Here is a 22530-nt window from a genome sequence, read left to right as displayed (position 1 = left end):
ACCCTCCTTTGTCTTTATATACAAAAAAGGAAAGCTAAGGCACCAAAAAGTGCCTAACTTTCCTTTATTTTTTCTAATAACCTTTCAATAGCTTGTTTTATTTGATTTGCTGAAAGCCTATAAACCTCTAAGTCCCCTCCAAAGGGATCTTCAATATCTCCGTTATCACCAATATATTCCATCAAAGTGAAAACTTTTTCTGAAAATTGAGGATATTTTGAAAGAATAGCATCTTTGTGTCCTCTAGTCATAGTTAAAACGATATCTGCCTCCTCAAGAAGTTCCTTAGTAAGAGGCCTTGAAAGATGACTTGATATATCAATTTCCAACTCCTTCAAAGCTAATATAGCATTTTCAGAGGCTGCCATACCAAAGGGTGCAAAAACCCCCGCAGATGATATGTCTAAATTTAAGCCTTCCTTCTCAGCTAAGCTCTTTGCAATTCCTTCTGCCATTGCGCTTCTACAGGTGTTACCTGTGCAAACAAATAATATTTTCATGGCAAACCTCCTAAACTTCTACATAGTTATTTCCTGAAGCTTTTTTTAGCCTGTTCATTATAGCAGAAAAAAGCCCATCTTCCTTAAAACCAATTGATAAAATCAAATCAACATTAGTTTTATCAAATTCCCTAAGTTTATCAAAAAGATTAGCAGCAATTATTCCAGGGCTTTTTATAGTTCCTAAGGATATTTTTATATCAGCATCAATTTCATTGATTACCTCATCTACAAGTAAAACTCCAACGGTTTTTCCCTGTCTTTTCATATTATACACGTTTTCCTTTATATATTCAACAACCTTTTCTAAATCACCTATTATAACCTTTAAAGGAGCTTTAGGCGCATAATGTCTATATTTCATGCCAGGAGATTTTGGCTTAAAATTCTCGCTTTTTATAGCAGGATCTAAATATACATTACCTATAACTTCTTGAATATCTTCTTTAGTTATAAAACCTGGTCTTAATATAGTTACAGCATCCTCCGTTACATCAACAACAGTTGATTCAATTCCTACTTTACACCTTTCCCCTCCTATTATCATGTCCACTTTGCCATAAAGATCCTCAATGCAATGCTCAATAGAAGTTGGACTTGGCCTTCCTGATATATTAGCACTTGGGGCTGCAATTGGAACATTTGAAAACTCAATAAGCTTTCTTGCAAGTTTATTCTCTGGCATTCTTATTGCAACGCTGTCAAGCCCTGCAGTAACAAGATCAGGAATTAAATTAGATTTTGGCATTATTATAGTAAGAGGCCCTGGCCAAAAAGCTTCCATAAGCTTTTTAGCATTTTTAGGAATATACTTTACATATTTTGATATATCAAAATCAGCAACATGAACTATTAAAGGATTATCCTGCGGTCTTCCTTTTGCCTCAAATATTTTTTTGCAGGCATTTTCATCAAGGGCATTTGCACCAAGACCATAAACCGTTTCAGTTGGGAAAACCACAAGACCTCCTTTTTTTATAACCTGTGCAGCTTCTTTTATTTTTTCTTCATCCTTTTCATCTATTATATAAACCTTTGTATCCATATATATCCTCCTTAAAAATAAGAAACAAGTAAAAGCCCTAGTATAATGCCTATTAAGGTTGATATAGTTGAAAATATACCCTTAAAAAGCTCCTTGCTCTCTGGAATAAGCTCTCCAACTATTATATAAAGCATAGTTCCTGAAGCAAAACCAAGGCATATGGAAGTAAATATATTAGATATATTCCCAAGTACTGCTCCAAAGAAAGCCCCAAAAGCCGTTGGAAGAGCTGTAAAAGCAGTTAATAAAAGAATTTTCCAAGGCTTTATATTGCTTTGAATCAAGGGCGCTGCAACTGCAGCCCCTTCTGGAATATCATGAAAAGCAATAACTATAGCAAGCTCCATCCCAAATTTTATTTCCTTTGTAAAACCTACTCCTATTGCAAGACCTTCAGGAAAATTATGAGCCGAAAGAGCTAATATAAGCAATATAGCTGTTTTTATATGTTTTCCATATTTTTTAACTATTTCAAAATTAGAAAGAAATGAATCTAAAATAATTGTAAAAACTATACCAATTAAAGTTCCAAAAAGGGCTAAAAAAAGCCCACCAGTCTCTATGGCCTCTGGAATAAGATCAAAAGTTACAACAGAAAGCATAAGACCTGCAGCAACTCCTATTATACCAGCCATTAATATATTATTTGTTTTTTTAAAATTTATTATTATAAAAGCCCCAAGAGTTGTTCCTAAAGCACAAACTAAAGTTCCAATTAAAGTTATGGATAAAATATCCATTATCTCATCCCCTTAAAATATTTTTCTTTAAAAATTTATTTTAAGGAGATGAGATATATTACGATAAATTATACTCTTGTAAAAAAAGTTTAACATACTCCATGGCTTTTCTTGAAAACTCTGCTTCAAAACAATTTTTATAAAGTTTATAAAGATAAAAATACTTTTTAGCTCCTCCATTTTTAACTATATAATAGCAAAATTCATCTTCTCCATATTTTTGATATAAAAAATCATAAGCTTTTTTAAACATTTCATCTTCTTTAGTAAGCCTTATAAAGCGCTTTGCCCTCTTAGATTTTAAAAATATTACTAAATCAAAGCTGTCCTTTTTGCTTAAAACATCAACATATACAACCTTTGAAGTTTGAAAGGTTATAGTTCCTTTAAAGGGTTGATAAATTTTTACTTTATCTAGATCCACTTGAATGGAAAATTTAGATTCAGAATACATCTTTAATATATTTATAAATAGAATAACTTCAATTATAAAAGCATAAAAAATTGTAAAATAAACTTTCCACCCTTCAACAAGATTTAAATTTACAGCAACATAAGTTAAGTATAGAATAAGAATCATTAAAAAATAAGATACAAAATAATTTCTATTTAACTTTGCCTTTTCTTTTTTTAAAGCTTTTTTAATAGAATACATAAAACGGGATTACTCCCCAACCTCCTTTAACTTCTCAGCCTGATCAGCTGTGATTAAAGCATCTATAACTTCATCTATCTCTCCATCTAAAAATGCGTCAAGTTTATAAAGAGTAAGTCCTATTCTATGATCTGTAACCCTTCCTTGAGGGAAATTATATGTTCTAATTCTTTCGCTTCTATCTCCTGTTCCAACTTGGCTTTTTCTTTCAGCTGCTATTTGACTTCTTTGTTTTTCAAGTTCCATTTCATAAATCTTTGCCTTTAATATTTTCATAGCCTTTTCTTTGTTTTTAAGCTGAGACTTTTCATCCTGACAGGATACAACTATTCCTGTTGGAATATGAGTTATTCTAACAGCTGAGTCTGTGGTATTAACATGCTGTCCACCGTGGCCTGATGCTCTAAAAACGTCTATTCTAAGATCATTTGGATTGATTTCAACTTCAATATCTTCAACTTCTGGTAAAACAGCAACAGTTGCTGTAGATGTGTGAATTCTACCTCCAGCTTCAGTTACAGGAACTCTTTGAACTCTGTGAACTCCACTTTCATATTTTAATCTTGAATATGCCCCATGTCCCTTTACCATGAATATAACTTCTTTATAACCTCCAAGATCATTAGGGCTTGCAGAAACAAGCTCTGTTTTAAAATTGTGTCTTTCTGCATATCTTGTATACATTCTATAAAGGTCTGCAGCAAATAAAGCAGCCTCATCTCCTCCTGCTCCTGCTCTTATTTCAATAAATACGTTCTTTTCATCATTAGGATCCTTAGGAAGCAGTAAAAGCTTAAGCTCTTTTTCAACTTTTTCTTTTTGCTCTGCAAGTTCCTTTAGCTCTTCTTCAACTAACTCCTTCATTTCTTTATCTATATCATCTTCTAATAATTCTTTATCTTCTTTAATTCTTTTTAATATTGTTTTATATTCCCTATATTTTAAAACTATTTCTTCAAGATTGCTATGTTCTTTACATAATTTTTGAAACAAAGCGTTATCTGCAATTACTTCAGGATCGCTTATTTTTTTTGAAAGCTCTTCGTACTTTTCCTCAATAAAATCTAGCTTCTCTAGCATATTTCAACCCTCCATAAATAGAATCATGAATTATTATAACAATTTAATTTAAGCATTATCAACTTTTTTTGCTATTACTACTCTATCAAGCCCTGAAAGATCCTTATATATTTTTATATCGTCAAAACCATTGTCAATAAGTATTTTTTTTACATCTTCAGCTTGATTATACCCAATTTCAAAAGCTATAAAACCTCCACTTTTTAAATAAGGTTTAGACTGAAAAGATATTTGCCTATAAAAATAAAGACCATCTTCCCCTCCAGAAAGGGCAAGCCTTGGTTCAAAATCCTTAACTTCAACCATTAAAGATTCAATTTCATCTTCCTTAATATAAGGTGGATTTGAAACTATAATATCAGCTTTACCTAAAAATTCTTCTCCTAAGTTTTTTAATATATCCGATTTTTTTACAATAACTCTATCAGAAACACCATTTATTTTAGCATTTAATTTTGTAATTTCTAAAGGAATATCGTCTATATCAAGAGCTAAAACAGTTGCATCTTCCTTATATTTAGCAATTGAAATTGAAATTGCTCCACTTCCACATCCTATATCAATAACTTTAGGATTTGGAATATTTTTTAAAAGCTCAAGGCATTTTTCAACTAAAATTTCTGTATCTGGCCTTGGTATTAAAACTCCTTCCTTTACTTTAAACTTTAAACCATAAAACTCCCATTCTCCTATAATATACTGAAGGGGCCTTCCCTTAATCCTTTGATTTATAAAATTTAAAAACTCATTCTTAAAATCATCATCAACCTCTAAATCCATATGTGCATGTATATACGTTCTATCTTTTTTTAACATATAAGCTAAAAGTATTTCAGCATCATTTAAAGGCTTATTATACTTTTTCAACTCATCCTTTGCCTTCTTTAAAATCTCAAAAATTTTCATATTATCACCAACCTTTGGGACAGTTCTCAACTATTTTAACTTTACCAACAACTCATAGGCTTGTCCGATTTTACAAATCACAAATATTATAATATAACTTTTTTTGTTTAAAAAGCTTAAACTAAACAACTTTTTCGTTTAAAAATTTTTTAACTAAATTCTTATAAGTCGAATTACAATTTACTAACTCAAACCCAATATTAAACAAAACTGCGACTCTAGATAACGTTATATCACCTAGTACTTTGCAAATTTCGCTATAAGTATATCCACAAAAACATCTTAATAAGTAAACTATTATAGCCCTATATTCTTTAGCTTTTCTACTATGTTTAAGATATATCAAGCTTGTATCTATATCTAAATTCTCTTCAACAAATTTAAAAATCTCCTGCGGAGAACATTGCCTTTTTAAAACTATCCTGTTACTTCTATATTCTCCTTGATAGTCTTCAAATTCAATAAATTTTTTAACCTTAACATCACTACAGGTAAGCACAAACTTATAATACCTCTCCCTTGCTTTTTTAACATTTCTGCTAAACATTGCCATTATAAATCCTTCATCAAGAATTCCAAAGGGATCTTTTCTAATTCCTAAATAAACTGCTAAGCTTGAATATTTATACTTTTCAGGGCATTCCCTATATTCTTTCATAGCTATTGGATTGTTGTGAATATATGCAGATAAAGTAACAAGATATCTATCATCTTTTACTACTATACTTTTAAATCTATCATGAAACAAATGGCCTTTTCTTTTATATTTTCTATTAAAATATTGAGCATAACTTTGATTCACACCATGCATTATTTTAGAAATATCAAATCCGTTGGAATCAATAATGAGGTGAACATGATTTGTCATAAGACAATATGCATAAACTTTAAATTGATATTTTTGTTGATACTTTTTAATATATGCTAAAAACATATCTTTATCGGTATCATTTCTAAAAAGAGGTGTATCACTAATACTTTTGCACATAACATGATAAATTGCATCATTTGTTTTTACTCTTGCACATCTTGGCATACTACTTACCCCTCCTTTTGGTAAGTAGTATGCTCAAGACATGTTTTATCTATACAAATTAATCTTCCCACAAATCCAAGTATTTATCCATTTTATGTTTTCTTAACAAAGTATCTTCTTTATCTATATAAACTTTATCCTTATCAAAAACTACTACATCCCCTTCCTTTGCATCAAGAGGAAGATAATCTTTTTTTATATTTTTAATTTTCCCATCATCAAGAACTATAACAGCATATTCCTCTTCAAATCTATCTATAACGCCTTTCATATAAATCCCTTCTAAGAAGAAAATAGTTGAGAACTGTCCCTACTAATATAAAACTATATGACACTTTCTGCAGCGGGCTTCATAAGCTTCTTTTGCTCCTACCAAAACAACAGGATCAGAATATCTTGCTGGCTTTCCATTTATAAGCCTTTGAGTTCTTGTTGCAGGGTTGCCACAAACAACACAAATAGCTTGAATCTTATCAACAAATTCCGCTACCGCCAAAAGTTTTGGAACAGGTCCAAAAGGCTCTCCTTTAAAATCTAGATCTAATCCTGCACATATAACTCTTTTCCCTTTATCAGCTAGCCTTTTGCATACATCAACAATCTCATCATCAAAAAATTGAACTTCGTCTATAGCAATAACATCAGTATCTTCCTCAACTAAACTTAAAATATCTTTAGCACAATCTACTGAATAAGCTTTTTCCTTTTCTCCATTATGGGAAACGACATCTGTTATACTATATCTATTATCTATGGAAGGCTTAAAAACCTGAACCTTTTGACGCGCTATTTTTGCCCTTTTTATCCTTCTTATTAATTCTTCACTTTTCCCACTATACATAGGACCTACGATCATCTCTATCCAACCATGATCCTTTGGGCCATACATTTTAAAACCTCCCTAAAAGAAAAAGACCGGCATACCGGTCAAAAAAATTATTCTTCTGACATATTGTACTTTTTCATGAACTTTTCTAATCTTCCACCTGCTTCTACTATCATCTTTTGCTTTCCTGTGAAGAATGGGTGGCACTTTGAGCAAATTTCTACCTTAATTTCCTTTTTAACAGAACCTGTTATAAATGTGTTACCGCAAGCACACTTAACAACTGCTTCATGAGTGTATTCTGGATGAATTCCTGGTTTCATTTGTTTCACCTCTTTCTATATTATTTTTATTATTTTCTATTTAACCTTTAAAATTATAACACAGTCAAAATTAAATAGCAACTATTTATTTACATCAGCAATAAGCTTTGGAAATAATTGAACAAATTCTTTATTGTTTTTAGTCTTTAAAAGTGCATGTATAAGCTTTTCTGTTGCCTCTTGAGTGCTTTCAAGAGCTAAAGCTCTCCTTATTGCCATAACTGCATTATACTCTTCCGGCGTTAAAAGCAAATCTTCCCTTCTTGTTCCAGATTTATTTATATCTATAGCAGGGAATATTCTTCTTTCTTGAAGCCTTCTATCTAAATGAATTTCCATGTTTCCTGTTCCTTTAAATTCTTCAAATATTACATCATCCATACGGCTTCCTGTTTCTATTAAAGCAGTTGCAAGTATGGTAAGACTTCCGCCTTCCTCAATATTTCTTGCAGCACCAAAGAATTTTTTAGGCTGAATTAATGCTCCGGGATCTAATCCTCCTGATAATGTTCTACCTGTTGGAGAAATAGTTAAGTTATATGCCCTTGCTAACCTAGTTAAGCTATCAAGAAGTATAACTACATCCTTTTTAAGCTCCACTAATCTTTTTGCCCTTTCAAGAACAAGCTCTGCTACCCTTGTATGATTTTCTGGTTCTTCATCAAAAGTAGAATAAACGACTTCCCCTTGAATTGATCTTTGCATGTCAGTAACTTCTTCAGGACGCTCATCTATTAATAAAACAATTAACTCAACATCTGGATGATTCTTAGTTATAGCATTTGCAATCTTTTTTAAAAGAACCGTTTTTCCTGCTTTAGGCGGTGCAACAATAAGACCTCTTTGTCCTCTTCCTATAGGGGCTAGTATATCTATAAGCCTTGTAGCTAATTCATTTCCTGTTGTCTCTAAAGTCAACCTTTTGGTAGGATATATAGGAGTTAAACTTTCAAAGGACTTTCTTCCTTGAACCTTTTCTGGTGGAAGATCATTTATCTCTTGAAGATATAAAAGAGCTCTATATTTTTCTGACTCGTTTGGAATTCTAGCTTTGCCCTTTACTTTATCCCCTGTTTTTAAATTAAATTTTCTAATTTGTGATGGTGAAACGTATACATCCCTTGGACCTTGTTGATAATTATCTAGTCTTAAAAAGCCATATGATTGATTTTCCACAAGCTCAAATATACCTTCTACAGTATCTGAATCAGCTAAAAGTTCTTGAAGTTTATTTCTTTTTTCCTCATCAACATCATGAAGCTTAATCTCTTCTAGCTCTTTTTCAACCTCTGGAGAAACTGGAGGAACATTATTTTCCTTATCCCTTTCCTCTTGTAACTTAAGTATCTCTTCTATAAGCTCGCTTTTTCTATATTTTGTAACAGACTTAATACCTAGATTTTTCCCAAGCTCTCTTAACTCTTCCAAGGTCCTTGCTTTTAATTCTTCAAAATCCATAAAATACCTCCTAGTATAAAATTTTGCTTTTAAAAGGGGAATTAAAAATTCGAAGTGAAAAATTAAGATGAAATAAAGAAGATGAAGCTTGTGGTAAGTATTATTTTATATAAAAAAAAATTATTTGTAAAGTGTGAAAATACGTAAAAAAGTTGAGAACTGTCCCTAAAAATAAAAAGCTGCAAAAGCAGCTTTTTATTTTTTAGGAACTTTTTCCCAATCTTTTAAGAATCTTTCTATTCCTATATCAGTCAATGGATGTTTTGTCATCTGTTCTAAAACCTTAAATGGAACGGTAGCAATGTGTGCACCAGCAAGGGCAGCCTTTTCCACATGAATAGGATGTCTTATGCTTGCTGCTATAATTTCTGTTTCAATCGCATAATTTTCAAAAATCCTTACTATCTCTTCTATTAGATACATTCCATCATGTCCTATATCGTCCAATCTTCCAAGGAATGGGCTTACGTAAGTTGCTCCTGCTTTTGCCGCAAGAAGAGCCTGAGCTGAAGAGAAAATTAAAGTAACATTTGTTTTTATTCCTTCCTTTGAAAGAACATTAACAGCTTTTAATCCTTCAATTGTCATAGGAATTTTTATAACTATATTCTTATGTATCTTAGCAAGTTCTCTTGCTTCTTTAATCATGCCTTCATGATCAAGGCTTATAACTTCTGCACTTATTGGTCCATCCACTATTTGTGTAATCTCCTTAACAACTTCTACAAAATCCCTTCCTTCCTTTGCTATCAAAGAAGGGTTAGTAGTAACTCCAGAAATTATTCCCCAAGAATTTGCTTCTCTTATTTCATTTACATTAGCTGTATCAATAAAAATCTTCATATCAAAACCTCCTTAAATTAACTTGAATATCAAAACCTAAAAGTTTTAAAAGCTCAATCATATCGCTTTCATACTTACTTATTATATCATCAACACTATTATTTTTTCCAGCAAAAATTATTTCAAAATCTGTAAAAGGACAGTTAATTATTTTTAAAGGTTTTTCAATTATATCTCTTACTTTAAATTTTAATCTATGCTTTTTATTACAAAACACGCAATCGGCTTCTAATATAATATTTGCTCCCTTAATACCATAATTTAAAATATTATTTTTGCAATCACAGTGAAAACTTCCCAATTTTTCCTTAAAAAGATCTATGTCAAATACTTTAAATTTTCCACATTCCTTACACTTTAAAGCAATTTTAAACTTAGGATCTATAAACAACCTAAACACCTCCTTTTAAAAAATATTCAACATAAAATTTAAAAATCCTCTTTAAAAAAATAAAGCGTGCTTTATTTTGCACGCTTATTTTCCAATGCTGCCTTTACAAAATCCCTAAAAAGAGGATGTGGTCTATTTGGTCTTGATTTAAACTCAGGATGGAATTGAACTCCAACAAACCATTTATGATTTTTAATCTCTACTATCTCAACAAGCCTATCATCTGGAGATGTTCCTGCAATAACCAATCCCTTTTCCATAAGCTTTGTTCTATATTCGTTATTAAATTCATATCTATGTCTATGTCTCTCATATATAACTTCATCCTTATAAGCTTCATATGCAAAGGTTCCTTCCTTTACCTTACAAGGATATAAACCAAGCCTCATTGTTCCACCCTTTTCATCTACATCCCTTTGCTCTGGCATAAGGTCTATTACAGGATGCTTAGTTTCAGGATCTATCTCCGAGCTATTTGCATCCTCAAGCCCTAAAACGTTTCTTGCAAATTCAACAACTGCAAGCTGCATTCCAAGGCATATTCCAAGGAATGGAACATTATTTTCCCTTGCATATTTTATAGCTAAAATCTTACCTTCTATTCCTCTATCTCCAAATCCTCCAGGAACAAGTATTCCATCTGCATCCTTTAAATAATCCTTATAATTGTCTAAATCAACATAAGCCGCATTTACCCAATCTATTTCAACTTCACAATCATTAGCAATCCCTGCATGTCTTAAGCTTTCAACAACAGACATGTAAGCATCCTTAAGTTCCACATACTTTCCAACAAGGGCTATTTTAACCTTTTCCTTTGGGGTTTTTAATTTTTCAACCATTGCCCTCCATTCTTTAAGGTCTGCCTCAAGGCATTTTAAATTAAGCTTTTTAACAACAAGCTCATCCAAACCTTCCTCATGTAAAAGTAAAGGCACTTCATATATGCTATCTGCATCTAAATTTTGAATAACAGCATCAGCAGAAACATTACAGAATAACCCTATCTTTTCTTTAAGCTCTAACGTTAGAGGTTTTTCCGTTCTACAAACTATTATATCCGGCTGAATACCAATGCTTCTTAACTCTTTTACGGAATGTTGAGTAGGCTTTGTTTTTAATTCTCCTGACTTACTAAGATATGGCACTAAAGTAACGTGGATAAATAAGACGTTTTCCCTACCTACTTCATATTTAATCTGTCTTATAGCTTCTAAGAAAGGCAAACTTTCAATATCTCCAACAGTTCCTCCAATTTCAGTAATAACAACATCTACTTCTCTTTCCTTTGCAACTCTATAAACCCTTTGTTTTATTTCATTTGTAATGTGGGGAATAACTTGAACTGTTCCTCCAAGATAGTCTCCTCTTCTCTCCTTTTGTATAACAGACCAATATATTTTTCCTGTTGTGACGTTGCTATTTTTAGACAAGTTTTCATCTATGAATCTTTCATAGTGTCCAAGATCAAGATCAGTTTCAGCTCCATCGTCGGTTACGAAAACCTCGCCATGCTGATATGGACTCATAGTCCCTGGATCTATGTTTATATAAGGATCAAACTTTTGAATAGATACCTTAAGCCCTCTAGATTTTAATAACCTTCCTAAGGACGCGGCGGTTATTCCCTTTCCAAGAGATGATGTAACTCCTCCAGTTATGAATATGTATTTTGTTGCCATAATGCCCCTCCTTTGTATTATTAACTTTTTTATTTTACATTAAAATTCAAAATTTATCAACAAAAAATAAAGGCGTAAACCGCCTTTATTTATAATTTAAAACCACAACTTTTAATTCATCTTTATTTAAATCTTCATTTTTTACTTCAAGGACAGGAACCCTTAACCTTTCTACATTTGAATACTTATCTAGAAACTTTTCAACAGAATCTAAATTAAATTTCAAAACATCCGTCTTAAAATGCATAGGAATTACTATCTTAGGATTTAAAAGCTTTACAACAGCATGAGCACCTTCAGCATCTATAGTATAAGTTCCTCCAACAGGAACTAAAAGAACATCAACCCTTCCTATCATTTCAACCTGAGCAGGAGTTAAAATATGCCCTAGATCTCCCAAATGGCAAACTCTAATTCCATCTACATCAAAAACATAAACTATGTTATCTCCTCTTTTTTGTCCTTTTTCCTCATCATGATATGTATGAACTCCAGTTATATTTATGTCTTTTATGTAAAAATTTCCGACTTTATTTAAAACTTCAAAATTTCCTTTAACGCAGTCTATGAAATTATGATCATAATGATTATGGCTTATTGTAACTATATCAGCCTCAACTTGAGGAAGTGGATACCCAACGTTATCATCAAAGGGATCTGTAAGTATTCTAATTCCTTTTGAAGATGTTATTTTAAAACATGCATGGCCAAGCCATTTTATTCTCATACTACCCCTCCTAAAATTAACTTAATATTATTCATATGCCATATTTTTTAATTTTATACTGCAAAGTTTGCCTTGGAATTTTTAAAAAATTAGCAGCTTTTGTTATATTTCCATCATAAATTAAAAGAGCTTCCTTTATTAAATTCTTTTCAAATTCATTAACCATTTCCTCAAGGCCCTTTTTTTCTTTTTTAATGTGCTCTGGAATATCATCTAAAGTAATAAAACCTTCCTCCTTTAAATTTACAACAGCCTCTATTAAATTTTTAAGCTCCCTTATATTTCCAGGCCAATCATAATTTAAAAAATACTCCATAACTTCCTTAGATATTCCCTTTATGTTCTTGTTTAATTTTTTATTAAATAAATCGATAAAATAACTACAAAGCTCCTTTATGTCCTCTTTTCTATCTTTAAGTTCAGGAAGCTTTATGTAAAAAACGCTTAATCTGTAGAAAAGATCCTTCCTTAAAATCCCTTTTTCGATACACTTTTTAGGTTCGACATTAACTGAGGCTATAACTTTAACATCAACTTTAACTTCACTTAAAGAACCTATTCTCCTTACAATTCCATCTTCTAAAACCCTAAGCAGCTTTCCTTGAAGCTCAATTGGCATAGAATTTAATTCATCAAGGTATAAAATACCCCCATCTGCAATTTCAAAAAGCCCCTTTTTATCAGCAGCCTCAGTAAAAGCCCCCTTTACTGTTCCAAACAAAATACTTTCTAAAAGATTCGAAGGAACAGCAGCACAGTTTTGAATTACAAGGGGTTTATTTTTTCTATTTCCTACCTTATGAATATACTTAACCAAAACTTCCTTTCCTGTTCCAGTCTCTCCATATATAAGCAAAGGAGAAGAAGAATTTGCAACAATTTGTGCTAATCTTTTTACCTCTTCAATTTTGCTGCTGCTTCCAACAAAATATTCCATAAATCCCCCTCTTTTTTTCCAATGTTTTTCAAATTATATATTAGCATTATCTTTAAAATTAAACAATGTTAACTTTTGTAGAAAAACATAAAAATATAAATCCTTTATTTTTTTACAAAATATCCTGTTGAAGTAATAAATTGTTAATTATTGTAATAAACTTCAACTTAAACTTTAACTTTAATATAACTTTAAGATAAAAAAATTAAAACACCCAAAAGGGTGTTTTAATTTTTAGGAGTTATCTTAAGTTCTAAAACATTTTCGATAAATCCAGAGTTATTAGTATTTACTTGATACTCAAGTTTTACATTTCCACCATTTTCATCAACGTTGATTTGAACTAAAATAGGCTTTATTGTAATATTTAAAACCCCAAAAGGTGTACTATACAAGCTAAAGGTGGTTTCTCCCTTTTTAAATTCAAGATCGGAATTAGTAGTCCCTCTTCTTATAATACTTACTTTATCCTTTTCAATTTTAAGGGTTGTTTTTGTTCCTTCCATTCCTGATATTTCTGTCTCATCATATTCAGCAATAAAATCCTCTCCAAGTCTATAAAAATCCCCTTCAGTAACAAGCTCTATAACTTCCCTTTCTCCATCTATGTCTTGAACTGTTTTAACTGAAATAATTGCCTTCTTTTTAGTCATGCTATCACCTACTAGTATTTTTCTATGTCTATCTTTTTAATATTAATTATATCATGCTCTAAGAAGTTTCCTCCAACCCTTTTAAATTTTTCAGGATTATCGCTTACATAATATTCATACTGTCCTAAAGCATCCTCTTTGTTTTCAATCCCATTTTGAATTAAAATATTTTTCAATTCTATAGCTGTCTCCCTTGCAGGATTTATAAGCTTAACCTTATGATCTAAAACATCATCAACAACTTTAGTCAAAAGAGGATAATGAGTACATCCCATAACCAAAGAATCAATTAAAGAAGCCTTAAGGGGTTTTAAATATTCCTCAGCAACCATATATGAAACTTTAGTATTAGCCCAACCTTCTTCAACTATTGGAACAAACAAAGGACAAGGATATGCAAAAATTTCTGCATCCGGCAAAAGCCTCTTTATCTCCTTTTCATAGGCTCTGCTGTTTATAGTCCCTTCTGTTCCTATAATACCTATTTTTTTATTTTTTGTAGCTTTAACTGCAGCATTAGCACCAGGGCTTATAACTCCAATTATAGGAACATCAAAGGATTCTTGAAGCATTTTAAGAGCTACTGCAGAAGCTGTATTACAAGCAACAACAATAGCCTTTACATCTTTAGTAAGTAAAAACCTAGTATTTTGAAAAGCAAACCTTATTACAGTTTCTGCTGATTTTGAACCATAAGGAACCCTTGCTGTATCTCCAAAATATACTATATTTTCATTTGGAAGAAATTCCATTATTTCCTTTACTACCGTTAATCCTCCTATTCCAGAATCAAAAACTCCTATAGGCCTTGGATCCAATCTCATCCCCTACCTTTAAATTTTCTATAATAATTATATTCTTTTATAACAAGTAAATAATAAAACAACATAAGGTATTTGTAAAGTAAAAATTAAGCGGGTGCAAAGGCACCCGCTTATCTTTTTTCCTCAACTAACCTTGAGGCATATCTTATCGCTGCCGCAACTAAATTACCACAATCCCTTGAAGTTACTGAACCCCAACCTTCTCTTTGGACTATGTCATAAACTCCAAGTTCTTTTGCAAGCTCGTATTTTAAAGCCTCTGACATAATCCCATGTCTTCTTGACATTTTCATCCCCCCTGTTTTGTTCCTACAATTATGTTTCCCTAAGATTTAAATATTAATCATGTAATATTTTACATTGTAAGCTCACCATTTGGAGTATCTATAATCTTTAAAATTCTTTCTTCTGTTCCATCTATTGCATTTATGTAAACCAAGAATTTTTCTCCCCTGTATGTTCCATAAAACTCATAACAATAAACTTCCCTTAAAGATTCCATAGGTATTATACAAAGCCTTACATTTTTTATATCTAGTTTTTTACTTACATTTTGTCTTGCCTCTTCTACTGAAATCCTAGGCTTTTTTATATCCCTTTGAGTATGGGAAGTTAAATAATGCATAGCCTCTATTCCAACTATATCACCATTATCAAGGGCAACTTTAAGCTTTATTTGATCAGGATAAACAACAACCCTATCCTGAACGTAAACATAATTTATAACAGCTACATTATCATATTTTAAAACATATGTAGGAATCATAGATTTATATCCAATTCTTTCTAAAAACTTAAGTCCTATATCAACTGCTTTATTAATTTTTATAGTTTGTTTTGAAACATCCCTAGGGTCAATCATATAAACTACATTTCCTCCATTTTTGCTAATGTCAATGCTTATGCTATCCTTTCTACCCTTTACCTTTACAGAAAAAGCATAGGTTGGTATTTTATCACTGGTCTTATCGCTGTATATTGATATAGATTCTACCCTATTTTCTCCAATTATTTTTGCTGCTATCTTTTTTGCTTCATCCTGTGAAACTTCCCTTTCATTTAAAATTCTAGGTTTTATATTTAAAACATTTTCAGAAAAAGGTCCATCATATATTAACGTCGGATATTGCTGAAGTTCTTTAGCAATTCTTTCAAATTTCATATCGACAGTTTCAGAAAGATTTCTTCTAAACATAGAAGATCCCTGATTTTTAATTTCAGTCCAATCTATATTTCCTTGGCTTATATCCCTCTCTAAATTGTGAAGTTCCACATTTAAATATCCTGCAAAGTCTGTAAGCTTTTCTATAGTATTAATATCTGCTTCTGAAAGGCTTTGCCCAGAATTTATAGTTTTTAAAAGTGAGTAACAAAAATCTCCAACTTGAGTTAAAAATTTAGTAGTTTGACTAATCGCATTGTGAGGAATTGGTAGAGAATTAAGCTTATCCTGTGCAATACTTGCCTGCCTCCAAATATCGCTAAAAAGTATAAGGGCCTGCTTTGGAGAAGATGTAACTCTAGCCTTTGATAAAGAAACTTGAATTCCTTCAACGCTTGAAATAAGATCATACAAGCTTCTTTGATATTGTCCTTGAAGATAATTTCTAAATTCCTTTCTATCAAGATATAGCAAAAAACTATATGTTGATGTTCCAACAACTATAATTGAAACTATTATAGCAAGAAAAGATCTTTTGTTAAACATAATATCCCTCCTACTTACAAAAAACATGTTTTCCTATTCTTTTTATAACAGGTCTTGACCATATCCATTTATTAGTTGTTTTTGCAGGATTATAATAATAAAGTGCTCCACCTGAAGGATCCCAGCCGTTTAACGCATCGTTAGCAGCTCTTACAGGAGTTTTTTCAAGCTTTGCATTTATCTGACCATCAGATACTGCTGTAAAGGCGCCTGGCTGATAAATAACTCCAGCTATTGTATTTGGAAATCTTGGATCCCTTGTTCTGTTTATTATAACAGCACCAACTGCAACCTGTCCTATATAAGGCTCCCCTCTTGCTTCTCCATTTATAGCCCTTGCAAGAAGGTTGACATCACTTCTTTGAATTTTTGATTTTTTAAAAGATTTATATGATACAGCTTCAGTAGAATTAAATTGCATAATTACTTGAAATATAAAAAATAATATTAAGGACGGAAGGAATATTTGAACTATTCTTTTCATATAATCCCTCCTTTAAAACAACTCTAAAGATATTTTTTACATTTTTTTCATTAATATGTATTTAAATTAAAATTTTTTTAAAGTTTATGTTAATCCTTTGTAATATAAACACTTTATACTTTAAATTAGTATATAATTTAACCTAAGAGGTGATAATATTGAAAATAATTGCCCTTACAGTTTCAGCAGGAAAAGGTCATGAAAAAGCTGCAGAGGCTATAAAAAGATATTATGAAGAAAATAACATAGATGTTGATTTTGAAATAATAGATACTTTAAAATATATAAACCCTATAGTAGATAAGTTAATAATCGGAGGATATTTAAAATCATTAAAAAAGACTCCCAAACTTTATGGGAAGCTTTACTACTATTCCGAAAACGAAGATGCTATATCAGCTATTTCAAACCTAGTCCACGACCTTTTTTCAATAAAACTTAAAAATTTATTAGATGAAAAAAAACCTGATGTGGTTCTTTGCACCCACCCTTTCCCTATAGAAATTATGTCTATATTAAAAAGAAAAGGCAAAACAAACATACCAGCAATTGCAATATTGACAGACTATGCACCGCACCCTTTTTGGATTCACGAACGCATAGATGCATATATAATACCCAATGAAGATTTTGTAGAAGACCTTTTAAATTTTGGCGTAACTAAAGAAAAAATATATCCAATAGGAATTCCTGTATCCCCTGAATTTTTAAATCATATAGACAAATCCTATGCTAGAAAAACCTTGGATCTTGAAGATAAGCTAACCCTTCTTTTAATGGGGGGAGGCCTTGGAATAGGAAATATAAAGGAAATATTTGAAAGATTAATATATAGCGATTTAGATGTTCAAATAATAGCAGTTGCTGGCCACAACACCTTTTTAAAAAATCAACTTATAAATTTAGCAAATAAATCAAATAAAAAAACAAAAATACTAGGCTATACAGAGAATATAAATCTTTTAATGTCAGCAAGCGATATATTAATAACAAAACCCGGAGGCCTTACAATAAGCGAAGCCTTAGTAAAAGGCCTTCCAATTATATTATCAAATCCAATACCCGGCCAAGAGGAAAAAAATACAGAATACCTTTTAAACTGCGGAATAGCAGCCTACGCAAGAAAAGTAGAAAACATACCAATTTTGATAAATCAAATAATCTCAAGCAAAACAAGATTAAAATATATGCAGGATATGGCAAGAGAAAAGGCAAAGCCAAACGCCTCTAAAGATATTGCAAATCTTCTATTAAAAATGGCAAAGAATGAGGCTATCTAGCCCCAATCTTTGCCCTTTTTATAGCCTTTGATATTATTTCTAAACTTTTTAATCTAAACTCTATCTTACTCTTTTTATTTGTTTTAAAAACATCTATGCTGTCTTCATAAAGAGCCTTTTTAAGAATTTCCTCGCTTTCTTTATCAATTTTTCCTCTTGTTATGTCTATAAAACAAAGAGGGGGGAACATTACACACCACCAATTCTTACCTTCTCCTTTTCCAAGAACTACTCTAAGGGCCATATATTCTCCTGGAGGAACTACTAAATCTCCATATTGCTTAGCAGGAAAATTAAACTTTCCAATGTATGCTTTGGCGGTATAATTAAATCCATTTTCCTTTAAAACGCTGTTTGCTATGTCTTCAACCTTTGATATATCCTCCTTTAAAATTTTTAAACTCTCATCATAATCTTTTACATCCTTTAACATAGGGTAAAATTCCTTTAATATTCTATCCCTAACCTTAAGCTTTACGCTTTGATCCTCTATGCTGTCGCTGTTTGCTATGACATGAAATCTTATAATATCCTCCTTATCTTTAAAGCTTCCTATTCCAAATATAAAAACAAACAACACTAAAGATGTTAAAAAAGCTATTATTCTTCTCATACTTTGTCCCCCTCATTTTTATCTTTAGCTTAAAGTATTCCCAAAATTTATTTTTTTATTCATCTTACAACCCCTACTCTTCTTATTTTAACTTCAAAATCAAAATTAAACTTTGCCGTTTTAAAAGCCTCATCCCAATTTTTTTCATATTTTTTATAAAGACTATACTGATGCTTTTTAGTCCAATCCTTTAATTTAAGATAATCATATCCTGTATCTTGAAAATACCTTACCGTCTCATAAAGTTCGTTTTCAAACTGCTCTTTAATGCTTTTTTCGATATTATGAACAATATCAGCCTTTAATAAATCTTCGTTTAAAATAAAATCCTCAATATCTCCCTCCATTTTAACCTTGACATTAAAATTTATTTTGCCATCTTCCTCCTTTGCCTCTAGGCTAGCATGAGAATTTGATATAAGATAAGATAAAACATGATCTTTGTATTTAAATAGTTTTCTTCCTCCCTTTAAAGAATTAGTTAATATAGAATATCCTCTTATATATCTATCATCAACTTCCTTTAAGAGCTTATAATCCTTTATTAAAAACACATTCTTTATAACCCCTTCATCCTTTACTTTATTTATAATAGGTAAAATAGCAACTCCGTTAACCTTAAAATTTGATACAAAACCATTAAAATCAATATTCAATAATGTTGAAACTTCCTCTTGATTTTTTAAGGTTCCAATTATATAAGGAACTAAAAGTTTTTCAAGCTTTGGAGTAATATTTATAATACCTTTTACATCCTTTGTTGCAACAACAAAGCTAGATCTATTTTTTTGAGGATCCCTATCTATCCAATCTACAATTTCTTTTAAGATCTTATCATCCCTTAAAACTGCCTCTCCAAGTATTAAAAGCTTTTCATGACCAAAGAAAAGGTGCCTATTTTGCTTTTTAAAAACCTTTTCTATAGCCTCCGGAATACTTCCTGCCCTTACAGTTATGTTTTCAAAAACATTCTGTTCTCCTGATACAACCTTAGAAGGATTGGGGATTAAAAAAGTAACCTCTATGTTTTCATTTACATATTCATAAAAGGGGCCTTTAGATTTATTCAATTCATTTGAAACCTTATCAATTGCAATCCCATATACAAATATTCTATCTTCAATTTCAATTTTATCCCAGCAACCTGCAAAAATTAGCATAGCCAAAAAAACAAACATCAATCTTTTCATGCTCTCTCCCCCTTTATTTTGGATACTATAAACATAAGGGTAGGGAGGATTAATATAACAAAATAACCTAAGGATTTTATAAGTTTATCAACCAATTCAAAGGTAGATGCAATATTATCCGGCAAAAGCGAAACTATATAAACTGCAGGTAAAAATAAAATTACAATATGTTTTGCTTCTTTTTGTTTTAATAAATCTCCTGCAATCACACTATAAGCAAAAATAAACATAGCAAGCGTAGTAAAAATCAAAACTATCCAAAGGGAAAACAAAAGACCTTCAATTCCCTCTATAAAAGCTCCTGGAACATCTGAAGATTTTATAAGGGATAAAGTTGGATAAAGTAAAGTCTTAGTATAATCAACTCCAAATCTTGCTATACATTGAACAAATATTACAACATAGATAAAAGTAATTAACATGATAGAAATAGCTGAAACTTTAAAAGACTTTTTAGAATCCCTCATAAAAGGAAAAAGCAGTAACAAAACTTCAAAACCAGAAAAGGAAAAGAAGCTGTCCTCAACTCCCTTTAAAAGTTTTAAAGGATGTATTCTTAAAACAGGTAAAAGGTTTGAATAATCGCTTTTTGGAAGGTATAAAAGAAAAACCAAAATAAACGTAATTGCAACTAAATATATAACGGCTTCAAAAAACCTTGCTATAGGCTCTATGCCACACCTTGCTAAAATAATCCCAAGGAAAAGAAATGGAATAATTATATATTCCAAAGGTGTTTTATATAACAAATACATTTTTGTTGTCTCTGCAAATAACCTAACCTCTAAGGCAGAAAAAATTAAAAAATAGATAAAAATTATAACAGCAAAAATAGTTCCTAAAAATTTTCCAAAAAGCTGTTTTAAAACATCTGTAAATTTAGCTGGAGAATATTTTTTAGCGATGCAACATATAAAATAAATTTCCAAAAGACAAACAAGCCCCCCTAATATAAGGCTTAACCAGCCATTTGTTTCAACATCTTTTGCAAGGGTGGAGGGAAGTGTAAATATTCCAACTCCTATAGGAGTTAAAAATACTATAAGGGCTACCTGAAATTGTGATATTTTATCATCATTTGGAACCATCTTCATCACCCTGCCTTATTATATCTTGAGGATCAAAATGTAAAGGCCTTGTTTTTAAGTATTTTAAAGGCAATTTAAAAATAGAATCCTTCATGTCGGTAATATAAAAAGGAGATAAAGGCGCAAGATATGGTGTTCCAAAACTTTTTAAGTTAACAACATATATTAAAGTTCCAATATAAGAAAGAACTATTCCATATAGTCCATAGATTGATGCTGCAATCATAAATATAAACCTTAAAAGCCTTAAAGCAGTTGCAAGCTCATAATTTGTTATGCTAAAACTTGATATAGCAGTTATAGCAACCACTATAACCATAATAGGACTTACTATTCCTGCAGCTACTGCCGCCTGACCTATTACAAGACCTCCAACTATACCTATAGTAGAGCCTATAGGCCTTGGCAGCCTAACTCCAGCCTCCCTTAAAAGTTCAAAGGTAGCCTCCATTATTATTGCCTCAACAAAGGCAGGGAAAGGAACTCCCTCCCTTGTTGCTGCAATTGATAGGGCAAGCTTTGCAGGAATTATTTGAGGATGAAAGGAAGTTATCGCTATATAAAGGGATGGTGCCAATATAGAAAGGGCTCCTGCAATAATTCTTAAAAATCTTATAAAAGTAGAAATCACAGGCCTTGAATAATAATCCTCTCCGGATTGAAAAAAAGCATTTATTGTGACAGGAACAATCAAGGCAAATGGAGAATTATCTACAAGTATCCCAACCCTTCCCTCATAAACTGCAGCTGCAACAACATCAGGCCTTTCGGTTGTTTGGGCTTGGGGAAATATAGAAAACACTTTATCTTCAATAAGCTGCTGAATATATCCGCTGTCTATTATTGCATCTATGTTTATCTTATCAAGCTTTGAATAAAGCTGGTCTAAAACTCTTTTGTCAACTATATCCTCTATGTACATTATTGCAATGTCGGTTTTTGACCTTACTCCTATTCTTTTTTGTTTTATCTTAAACCTTGGATCCCTTATTCTTCTTCTTATCAAAGCAGTGTTTATTCTTATGGTTTCTGTAAATCCATCCCTTGGCCCTCTTATTACTATCTCTGCAGAAGGTTCTGAAACACTCCTTGTTGGAAAAGCTTTTGTGGCTATTAAAAGGACTTTATCAGTATTGCTTATAAAAAGGGCCGTATCACCGCTTAAAACCTCCATAACTATATCTTCTATGATGTCCATTTCTTTAAAGTCAGTTACCACCATGGCATTATCCTTTGTAACCTCATAAAGTTTGTTTTTTATCTGATTAAAATCAGGTGCAACTTCCCTTGATGAAATCATAAGAGGCATTAAAACAAACTCATCTAATAAAAGCTTATCTGCCATTCCATCTACGTAAAATAAAAACATCTTTTCTCCGCCATCTCCACCAACCTCAAATTCCCTAAAAACAACATCATCACAATCTTTAAGCATTGTCTTTATAATTTCTATATTTTCCTCAATGTCTTTGCTAACTTTAGTCTTAGAAGAGGGACTATATGTATATGTAACTTCTTTTTTTCTCTTTAACATAAGCACC

General features: G+C 31.4%; 25 protein-coding genes and 1 pseudogene. 1 reads left to right on the top strand and 25 read right to left on the bottom strand.

The genetic code is table 11. The features are described 5' to 3' along the window. Window positions 1–53: 53 nt before the first annotated feature. The 21 genes and pseudogenes from C4R78_RS00405 to C4R78_RS00305 form a co-directional block, all read right to left on the bottom strand. A complete protein-coding gene (locus C4R78_RS00405; protein WP_103895116.1) occupies window positions 54–500 on the bottom strand; it encodes a low molecular weight protein arginine phosphatase in 447 nt (148 codons plus the stop codon). Window positions 501–510: 10 nt separating this feature from the next. Continuing rightward, window positions 511–1545 carry an L-threonylcarbamoyladenylate synthase gene (locus tag C4R78_RS00400; protein ID WP_103895115.1) on the bottom strand — a complete coding sequence of 345 codons (1035 nt, stop codon included), beginning with the start codon at window positions 1543–1545 and terminating at the stop codon, window positions 511–513. A gap of 11 nt (window positions 1546–1556) precedes the next feature. Next, the gene (locus C4R78_RS00395; RefSeq protein WP_103895114.1) at window positions 1557–2285 is read right to left on the bottom strand and encodes a ZIP family metal transporter; all 729 of its coding nucleotides are present in this window, start codon (window positions 2283–2285) and stop codon (window positions 1557–1559) included. A 58-nt stretch (window positions 2286–2343) separates the two neighbouring features. Continuing rightward, window positions 2344–2940, bottom strand: a complete 597-nt coding sequence (locus C4R78_RS00390; RefSeq protein ID WP_103895113.1) for a hypothetical protein — start codon at window positions 2938–2940, stop codon at window positions 2344–2346. A gap of 9 nt (window positions 2941–2949) precedes the next feature. Continuing rightward, a complete protein-coding gene (gene prfA / locus C4R78_RS00385; RefSeq protein ID WP_103895112.1) occupies window positions 2950–4020 on the bottom strand; it encodes a peptide chain release factor 1 in 1071 nt (356 codons plus the stop codon). A 48-nt stretch (window positions 4021–4068) separates the two neighbouring features. Beyond that, window positions 4069–4926: a peptide chain release factor N(5)-glutamine methyltransferase gene (prmC, locus tag C4R78_RS00380; protein ID WP_103895111.1), complete on the bottom strand. Its 858-nt coding sequence runs from the start codon at window positions 4924–4926 to the stop codon at window positions 4069–4071. Window positions 4927–5047: 121 nt separating this feature from the next. Continuing rightward, window positions 5048–5962 (bottom strand): transposase, encoded by a 915-nt coding sequence (locus tag C4R78_RS00375; RefSeq protein WP_103895110.1) that lies wholly within the window; start codon window positions 5960–5962, stop codon window positions 5048–5050. 58 nt (window positions 5963–6020) lie between these two features. After that, entirely contained in the window at window positions 6021–6233 is a 213-nt protein-coding gene (locus C4R78_RS00370) for a DUF3006 domain-containing protein (protein ID WP_103895109.1), read from the bottom strand. A 42-nt stretch (window positions 6234–6275) separates the two neighbouring features. Then, a complete protein-coding gene (locus tag C4R78_RS00365) occupies window positions 6276–6851 on the bottom strand; it encodes a thymidine kinase (RefSeq protein ID WP_103895108.1) in 576 nt (191 codons plus the stop codon). A gap of 47 nt (window positions 6852–6898) precedes the next feature. Then, a complete protein-coding gene (gene rpmE / locus C4R78_RS00360; RefSeq protein WP_103895107.1) occupies window positions 6899–7111 on the bottom strand; it encodes a 50S ribosomal protein L31 in 213 nt (70 codons plus the stop codon). Between the two features lie 81 nt (window positions 7112–7192). After that, window positions 7193–8569 (bottom strand): transcription termination factor Rho, encoded by a 1377-nt coding sequence (rho, locus tag C4R78_RS00355; RefSeq protein ID WP_103895106.1) that lies wholly within the window; start codon window positions 8567–8569, stop codon window positions 7193–7195. Between the two features lie 195 nt (window positions 8570–8764). Continuing rightward, a complete protein-coding gene (gene fsa, locus C4R78_RS00350; protein ID WP_103895105.1) occupies window positions 8765–9412 on the bottom strand; it encodes a fructose-6-phosphate aldolase in 648 nt (215 codons plus the stop codon). Between the two features lies 1 nt (window position 9413). After that, window positions 9414–9803, bottom strand: a complete 390-nt coding sequence (locus C4R78_RS00345; protein WP_103895104.1) for a hypothetical protein — start codon at window positions 9801–9803, stop codon at window positions 9414–9416. Window positions 9804–9874: 71 nt separating this feature from the next. After that, window positions 9875–11485, bottom strand: a complete 1611-nt coding sequence (locus tag C4R78_RS00340) for a CTP synthase (protein WP_103895103.1) — start codon at window positions 11483–11485, stop codon at window positions 9875–9877. Window positions 11486–11570: 85 nt separating this feature from the next. Beyond that, window positions 11571–12212, bottom strand: coding sequence for an MBL fold metallo-hydrolase (locus C4R78_RS00335; protein WP_103895102.1), 642 nt, complete (start codon window positions 12210–12212; stop codon window positions 11571–11573). A gap of 31 nt (window positions 12213–12243) precedes the next feature. Then, complete coding sequence (locus tag C4R78_RS00330) at window positions 12244–13149, bottom strand: sigma-54 interaction domain-containing protein (protein WP_103895101.1); 906 nt, start codon at window positions 13147–13149, stop codon at window positions 12244–12246. A 227-nt stretch (window positions 13150–13376) separates the two neighbouring features. Further along, window positions 13377–13802 carry a YwiB family protein gene (locus C4R78_RS00325; RefSeq protein WP_103895100.1) on the bottom strand — a complete coding sequence of 142 codons (426 nt, stop codon included), beginning with the start codon at window positions 13800–13802 and terminating at the stop codon, window positions 13377–13379. An 11-nt stretch (window positions 13803–13813) separates the two neighbouring features. After that, entirely contained in the window at window positions 13814–14626 is an 813-nt protein-coding gene (gene murI / locus C4R78_RS00320) for a glutamate racemase (protein WP_479722857.1), read from the bottom strand. 110 nt (window positions 14627–14736) lie between these two features. Further along, window positions 14737–14913 carry a small, acid-soluble spore protein, alpha/beta type gene (locus tag C4R78_RS00315; RefSeq protein ID WP_103895098.1) on the bottom strand — a complete coding sequence of 59 codons (177 nt, stop codon included), beginning with the start codon at window positions 14911–14913 and terminating at the stop codon, window positions 14737–14739. A 68-nt stretch (window positions 14914–14981) separates the two neighbouring features. Next, window positions 14982–16334: a germination protein YpeB gene (gene ypeB, locus C4R78_RS00310; protein ID WP_159945755.1), complete on the bottom strand. Its 1353-nt coding sequence runs from the start codon at window positions 16332–16334 to the stop codon at window positions 14982–14984. Window positions 16335–16344: 10 nt separating this feature from the next. Then, window positions 16345–16689: pseudogene (locus C4R78_RS00305) on the bottom strand (cell wall hydrolase); the annotation flags it as partial. Between the two features lie 287 nt (window positions 16690–16976). Between C4R78_RS00305 and C4R78_RS00300 the strand changes: the two are divergent. Beyond that, the gene (locus tag C4R78_RS00300) at window positions 16977–18098 is read left to right on the top strand and encodes an MGDG synthase family glycosyltransferase (RefSeq protein WP_159945754.1); all 1122 of its coding nucleotides are present in this window, start codon (window positions 16977–16979) and stop codon (window positions 18096–18098) included. On the opposite strand, the gene spoIIR is transcribed toward C4R78_RS00300, so the two are convergent. The 4 genes from spoIIR to C4R78_RS00280 are packed head-to-tail and all read right to left on the bottom strand — an operon-like array spanning window position 18091 to window position 22523. Then, window positions 18091–18711, bottom strand: coding sequence for a stage II sporulation protein R (gene spoIIR / locus C4R78_RS00295; protein ID WP_103895094.1), 621 nt, complete (start codon window positions 18709–18711; stop codon window positions 18091–18093). The genes C4R78_RS00300 and spoIIR overlap by 8 nt on opposite strands. Before the next feature lie 59 nt (window positions 18712–18770). Beyond that, on the bottom strand, window positions 18771–19901 hold the full coding sequence (locus C4R78_RS00290) for a Ger(x)C family spore germination protein (RefSeq protein ID WP_103895093.1): 1131 nt from the start codon (window positions 19899–19901) through the stop codon (window positions 18771–18773). After that, on the bottom strand, window positions 19898–20989 hold the full coding sequence (locus C4R78_RS00285; protein ID WP_159945753.1) for a GerAB/ArcD/ProY family transporter: 1092 nt from the start codon (window positions 20987–20989) through the stop codon (window positions 19898–19900). The genes C4R78_RS00290 and C4R78_RS00285 overlap by 4 nt, the downstream gene beginning before the upstream one ends. Then, complete coding sequence (locus C4R78_RS00280; RefSeq protein WP_103895091.1) at window positions 20976–22523, bottom strand: spore germination protein; 1548 nt, start codon at window positions 22521–22523, stop codon at window positions 20976–20978. The genes C4R78_RS00285 and C4R78_RS00280 overlap by 14 nt, the downstream gene beginning before the upstream one ends. Between the last annotated feature and the right edge of the window lie 7 nt (window positions 22524–22530).

Origin of the sequence: Caloramator fervidus (assembly GCF_900108045.1) — a bacterium.
GTDB classification, from domain to species: Bacteria; Bacillota; Clostridia; order Clostridiales; family Caloramatoraceae; genus Caloramator; species Caloramator fervidus.
The sequence above is the reverse complement of the archived record's forward strand: the minus strand, read 5'-3'. Positions and strand labels throughout refer to the sequence as shown.

Excerpts from the sequence above, each read along its gene's own strand:
- fsa (WP_103895105.1), bottom strand. The coding sequence starts at position 9,412 with ATGAAGATTTTTATTGATACAGCTAATGTAAATGAAATAAGAGAAGCA.
- C4R78_RS00390 (WP_103895113.1), bottom strand. The coding sequence starts at position 2,940 with ATGTATTCTATTAAAAAAGCTTTAAAAAAAGAAAAGGCAAAGTTAAAT.
- C4R78_RS00325 (WP_103895100.1), bottom strand. The coding sequence starts at position 13,802 with ATGACTAAAAAGAAGGCAATTATTTCAGTTAAAACAGTTCAAGACATA.
- C4R78_RS00335 (WP_103895102.1), bottom strand. The coding sequence starts at position 12,212 with ATGAGAATAAAATGGCTTGGCCATGCATGTTTTAAAATAACATCTTCA.
- prmC (WP_103895111.1), bottom strand. The coding sequence starts at position 4,926 with ATGAAAATTTTTGAGATTTTAAAGAAGGCAAAGGATGAGTTGAAAAAG.
- C4R78_RS00290 (WP_103895093.1), bottom strand. The coding sequence starts at position 19,901 with ATGAAAAGATTGATGTTTGTTTTTTTGGCTATGCTAATTTTTGCAGGT.
- C4R78_RS00315 (WP_103895098.1), bottom strand. The coding sequence starts at position 14,913 with ATGTCAAGAAGACATGGGATTATGTCAGAGGCTTTAAAATACGAGCTT.
- C4R78_RS00405 (WP_103895116.1), bottom strand. The coding sequence starts at position 500 with ATGAAAATATTATTTGTTTGCACAGGTAACACCTGTAGAAGCGCAATG.
- C4R78_RS00395 (WP_103895114.1), bottom strand. The coding sequence starts at position 2,285 with ATGGATATTTTATCCATAACTTTAATTGGAACTTTAGTTTGTGCTTTA.
- C4R78_RS00340 (WP_103895103.1), bottom strand. The coding sequence starts at position 11,485 with ATGGCAACAAAATACATATTCATAACTGGAGGAGTTACATCATCTCTT.
- C4R78_RS00400 (WP_103895115.1), bottom strand. The coding sequence starts at position 1,545 with ATGGATACAAAGGTTTATATAATAGATGAAAAGGATGAAGAAAAAATA.
- ypeB (WP_159945755.1), bottom strand. The coding sequence starts at position 16,334 with ATGTTTAACAAAAGATCTTTTCTTGCTATAATAGTTTCAATTATAGTT.
- spoIIR (WP_103895094.1), bottom strand. The coding sequence starts at position 18,711 with ATGAGAAGAATAATAGCTTTTTTAACATCTTTAGTGTTGTTTGTTTTT.
- rho (WP_103895106.1), bottom strand. The coding sequence starts at position 8,569 with ATGGATTTTGAAGAATTAAAAGCAAGGACCTTGGAAGAGTTAAGAGAG.
- rpmE (WP_103895107.1), bottom strand. The coding sequence starts at position 7,111 with ATGAAACCAGGAATTCATCCAGAATACACTCATGAAGCAGTTGTTAAG.
- murI (WP_479722857.1), bottom strand. The coding sequence starts at position 14,626 with ATGAGATTGGATCCAAGGCCTATAGGAGTTTTTGATTCTGGAATAGGA.
- C4R78_RS00375 (WP_103895110.1), bottom strand. The coding sequence starts at position 5,962 with ATGCCAAGATGTGCAAGAGTAAAAACAAATGATGCAATTTATCATGTT.
- C4R78_RS00285 (WP_159945753.1), bottom strand. The coding sequence starts at position 20,989 with ATGGTTCCAAATGATGATAAAATATCACAATTTCAGGTAGCCCTTATA.
- C4R78_RS00365 (WP_103895108.1), bottom strand. The coding sequence starts at position 6,851 with ATGTATGGCCCAAAGGATCATGGTTGGATAGAGATGATCGTAGGTCCT.
- C4R78_RS00330 (WP_103895101.1), bottom strand. The coding sequence starts at position 13,149 with ATGGAATATTTTGTTGGAAGCAGCAGCAAAATTGAAGAGGTAAAAAGA.
- C4R78_RS00370 (WP_103895109.1), bottom strand. The coding sequence starts at position 6,233 with ATGAAAGGCGTTATAGATAGATTTGAAGAGGAATATGCTGTTATAGTT.
- prfA (WP_103895112.1), bottom strand. The coding sequence starts at position 4,020 with ATGCTAGAGAAGCTAGATTTTATTGAGGAAAAGTACGAAGAGCTTTCA.
- C4R78_RS00280 (WP_103895091.1), bottom strand. The coding sequence starts at position 22,523 with ATGTTAAAGAGAAAAAAAGAAGTTACATATACATATAGTCCCTCTTCT.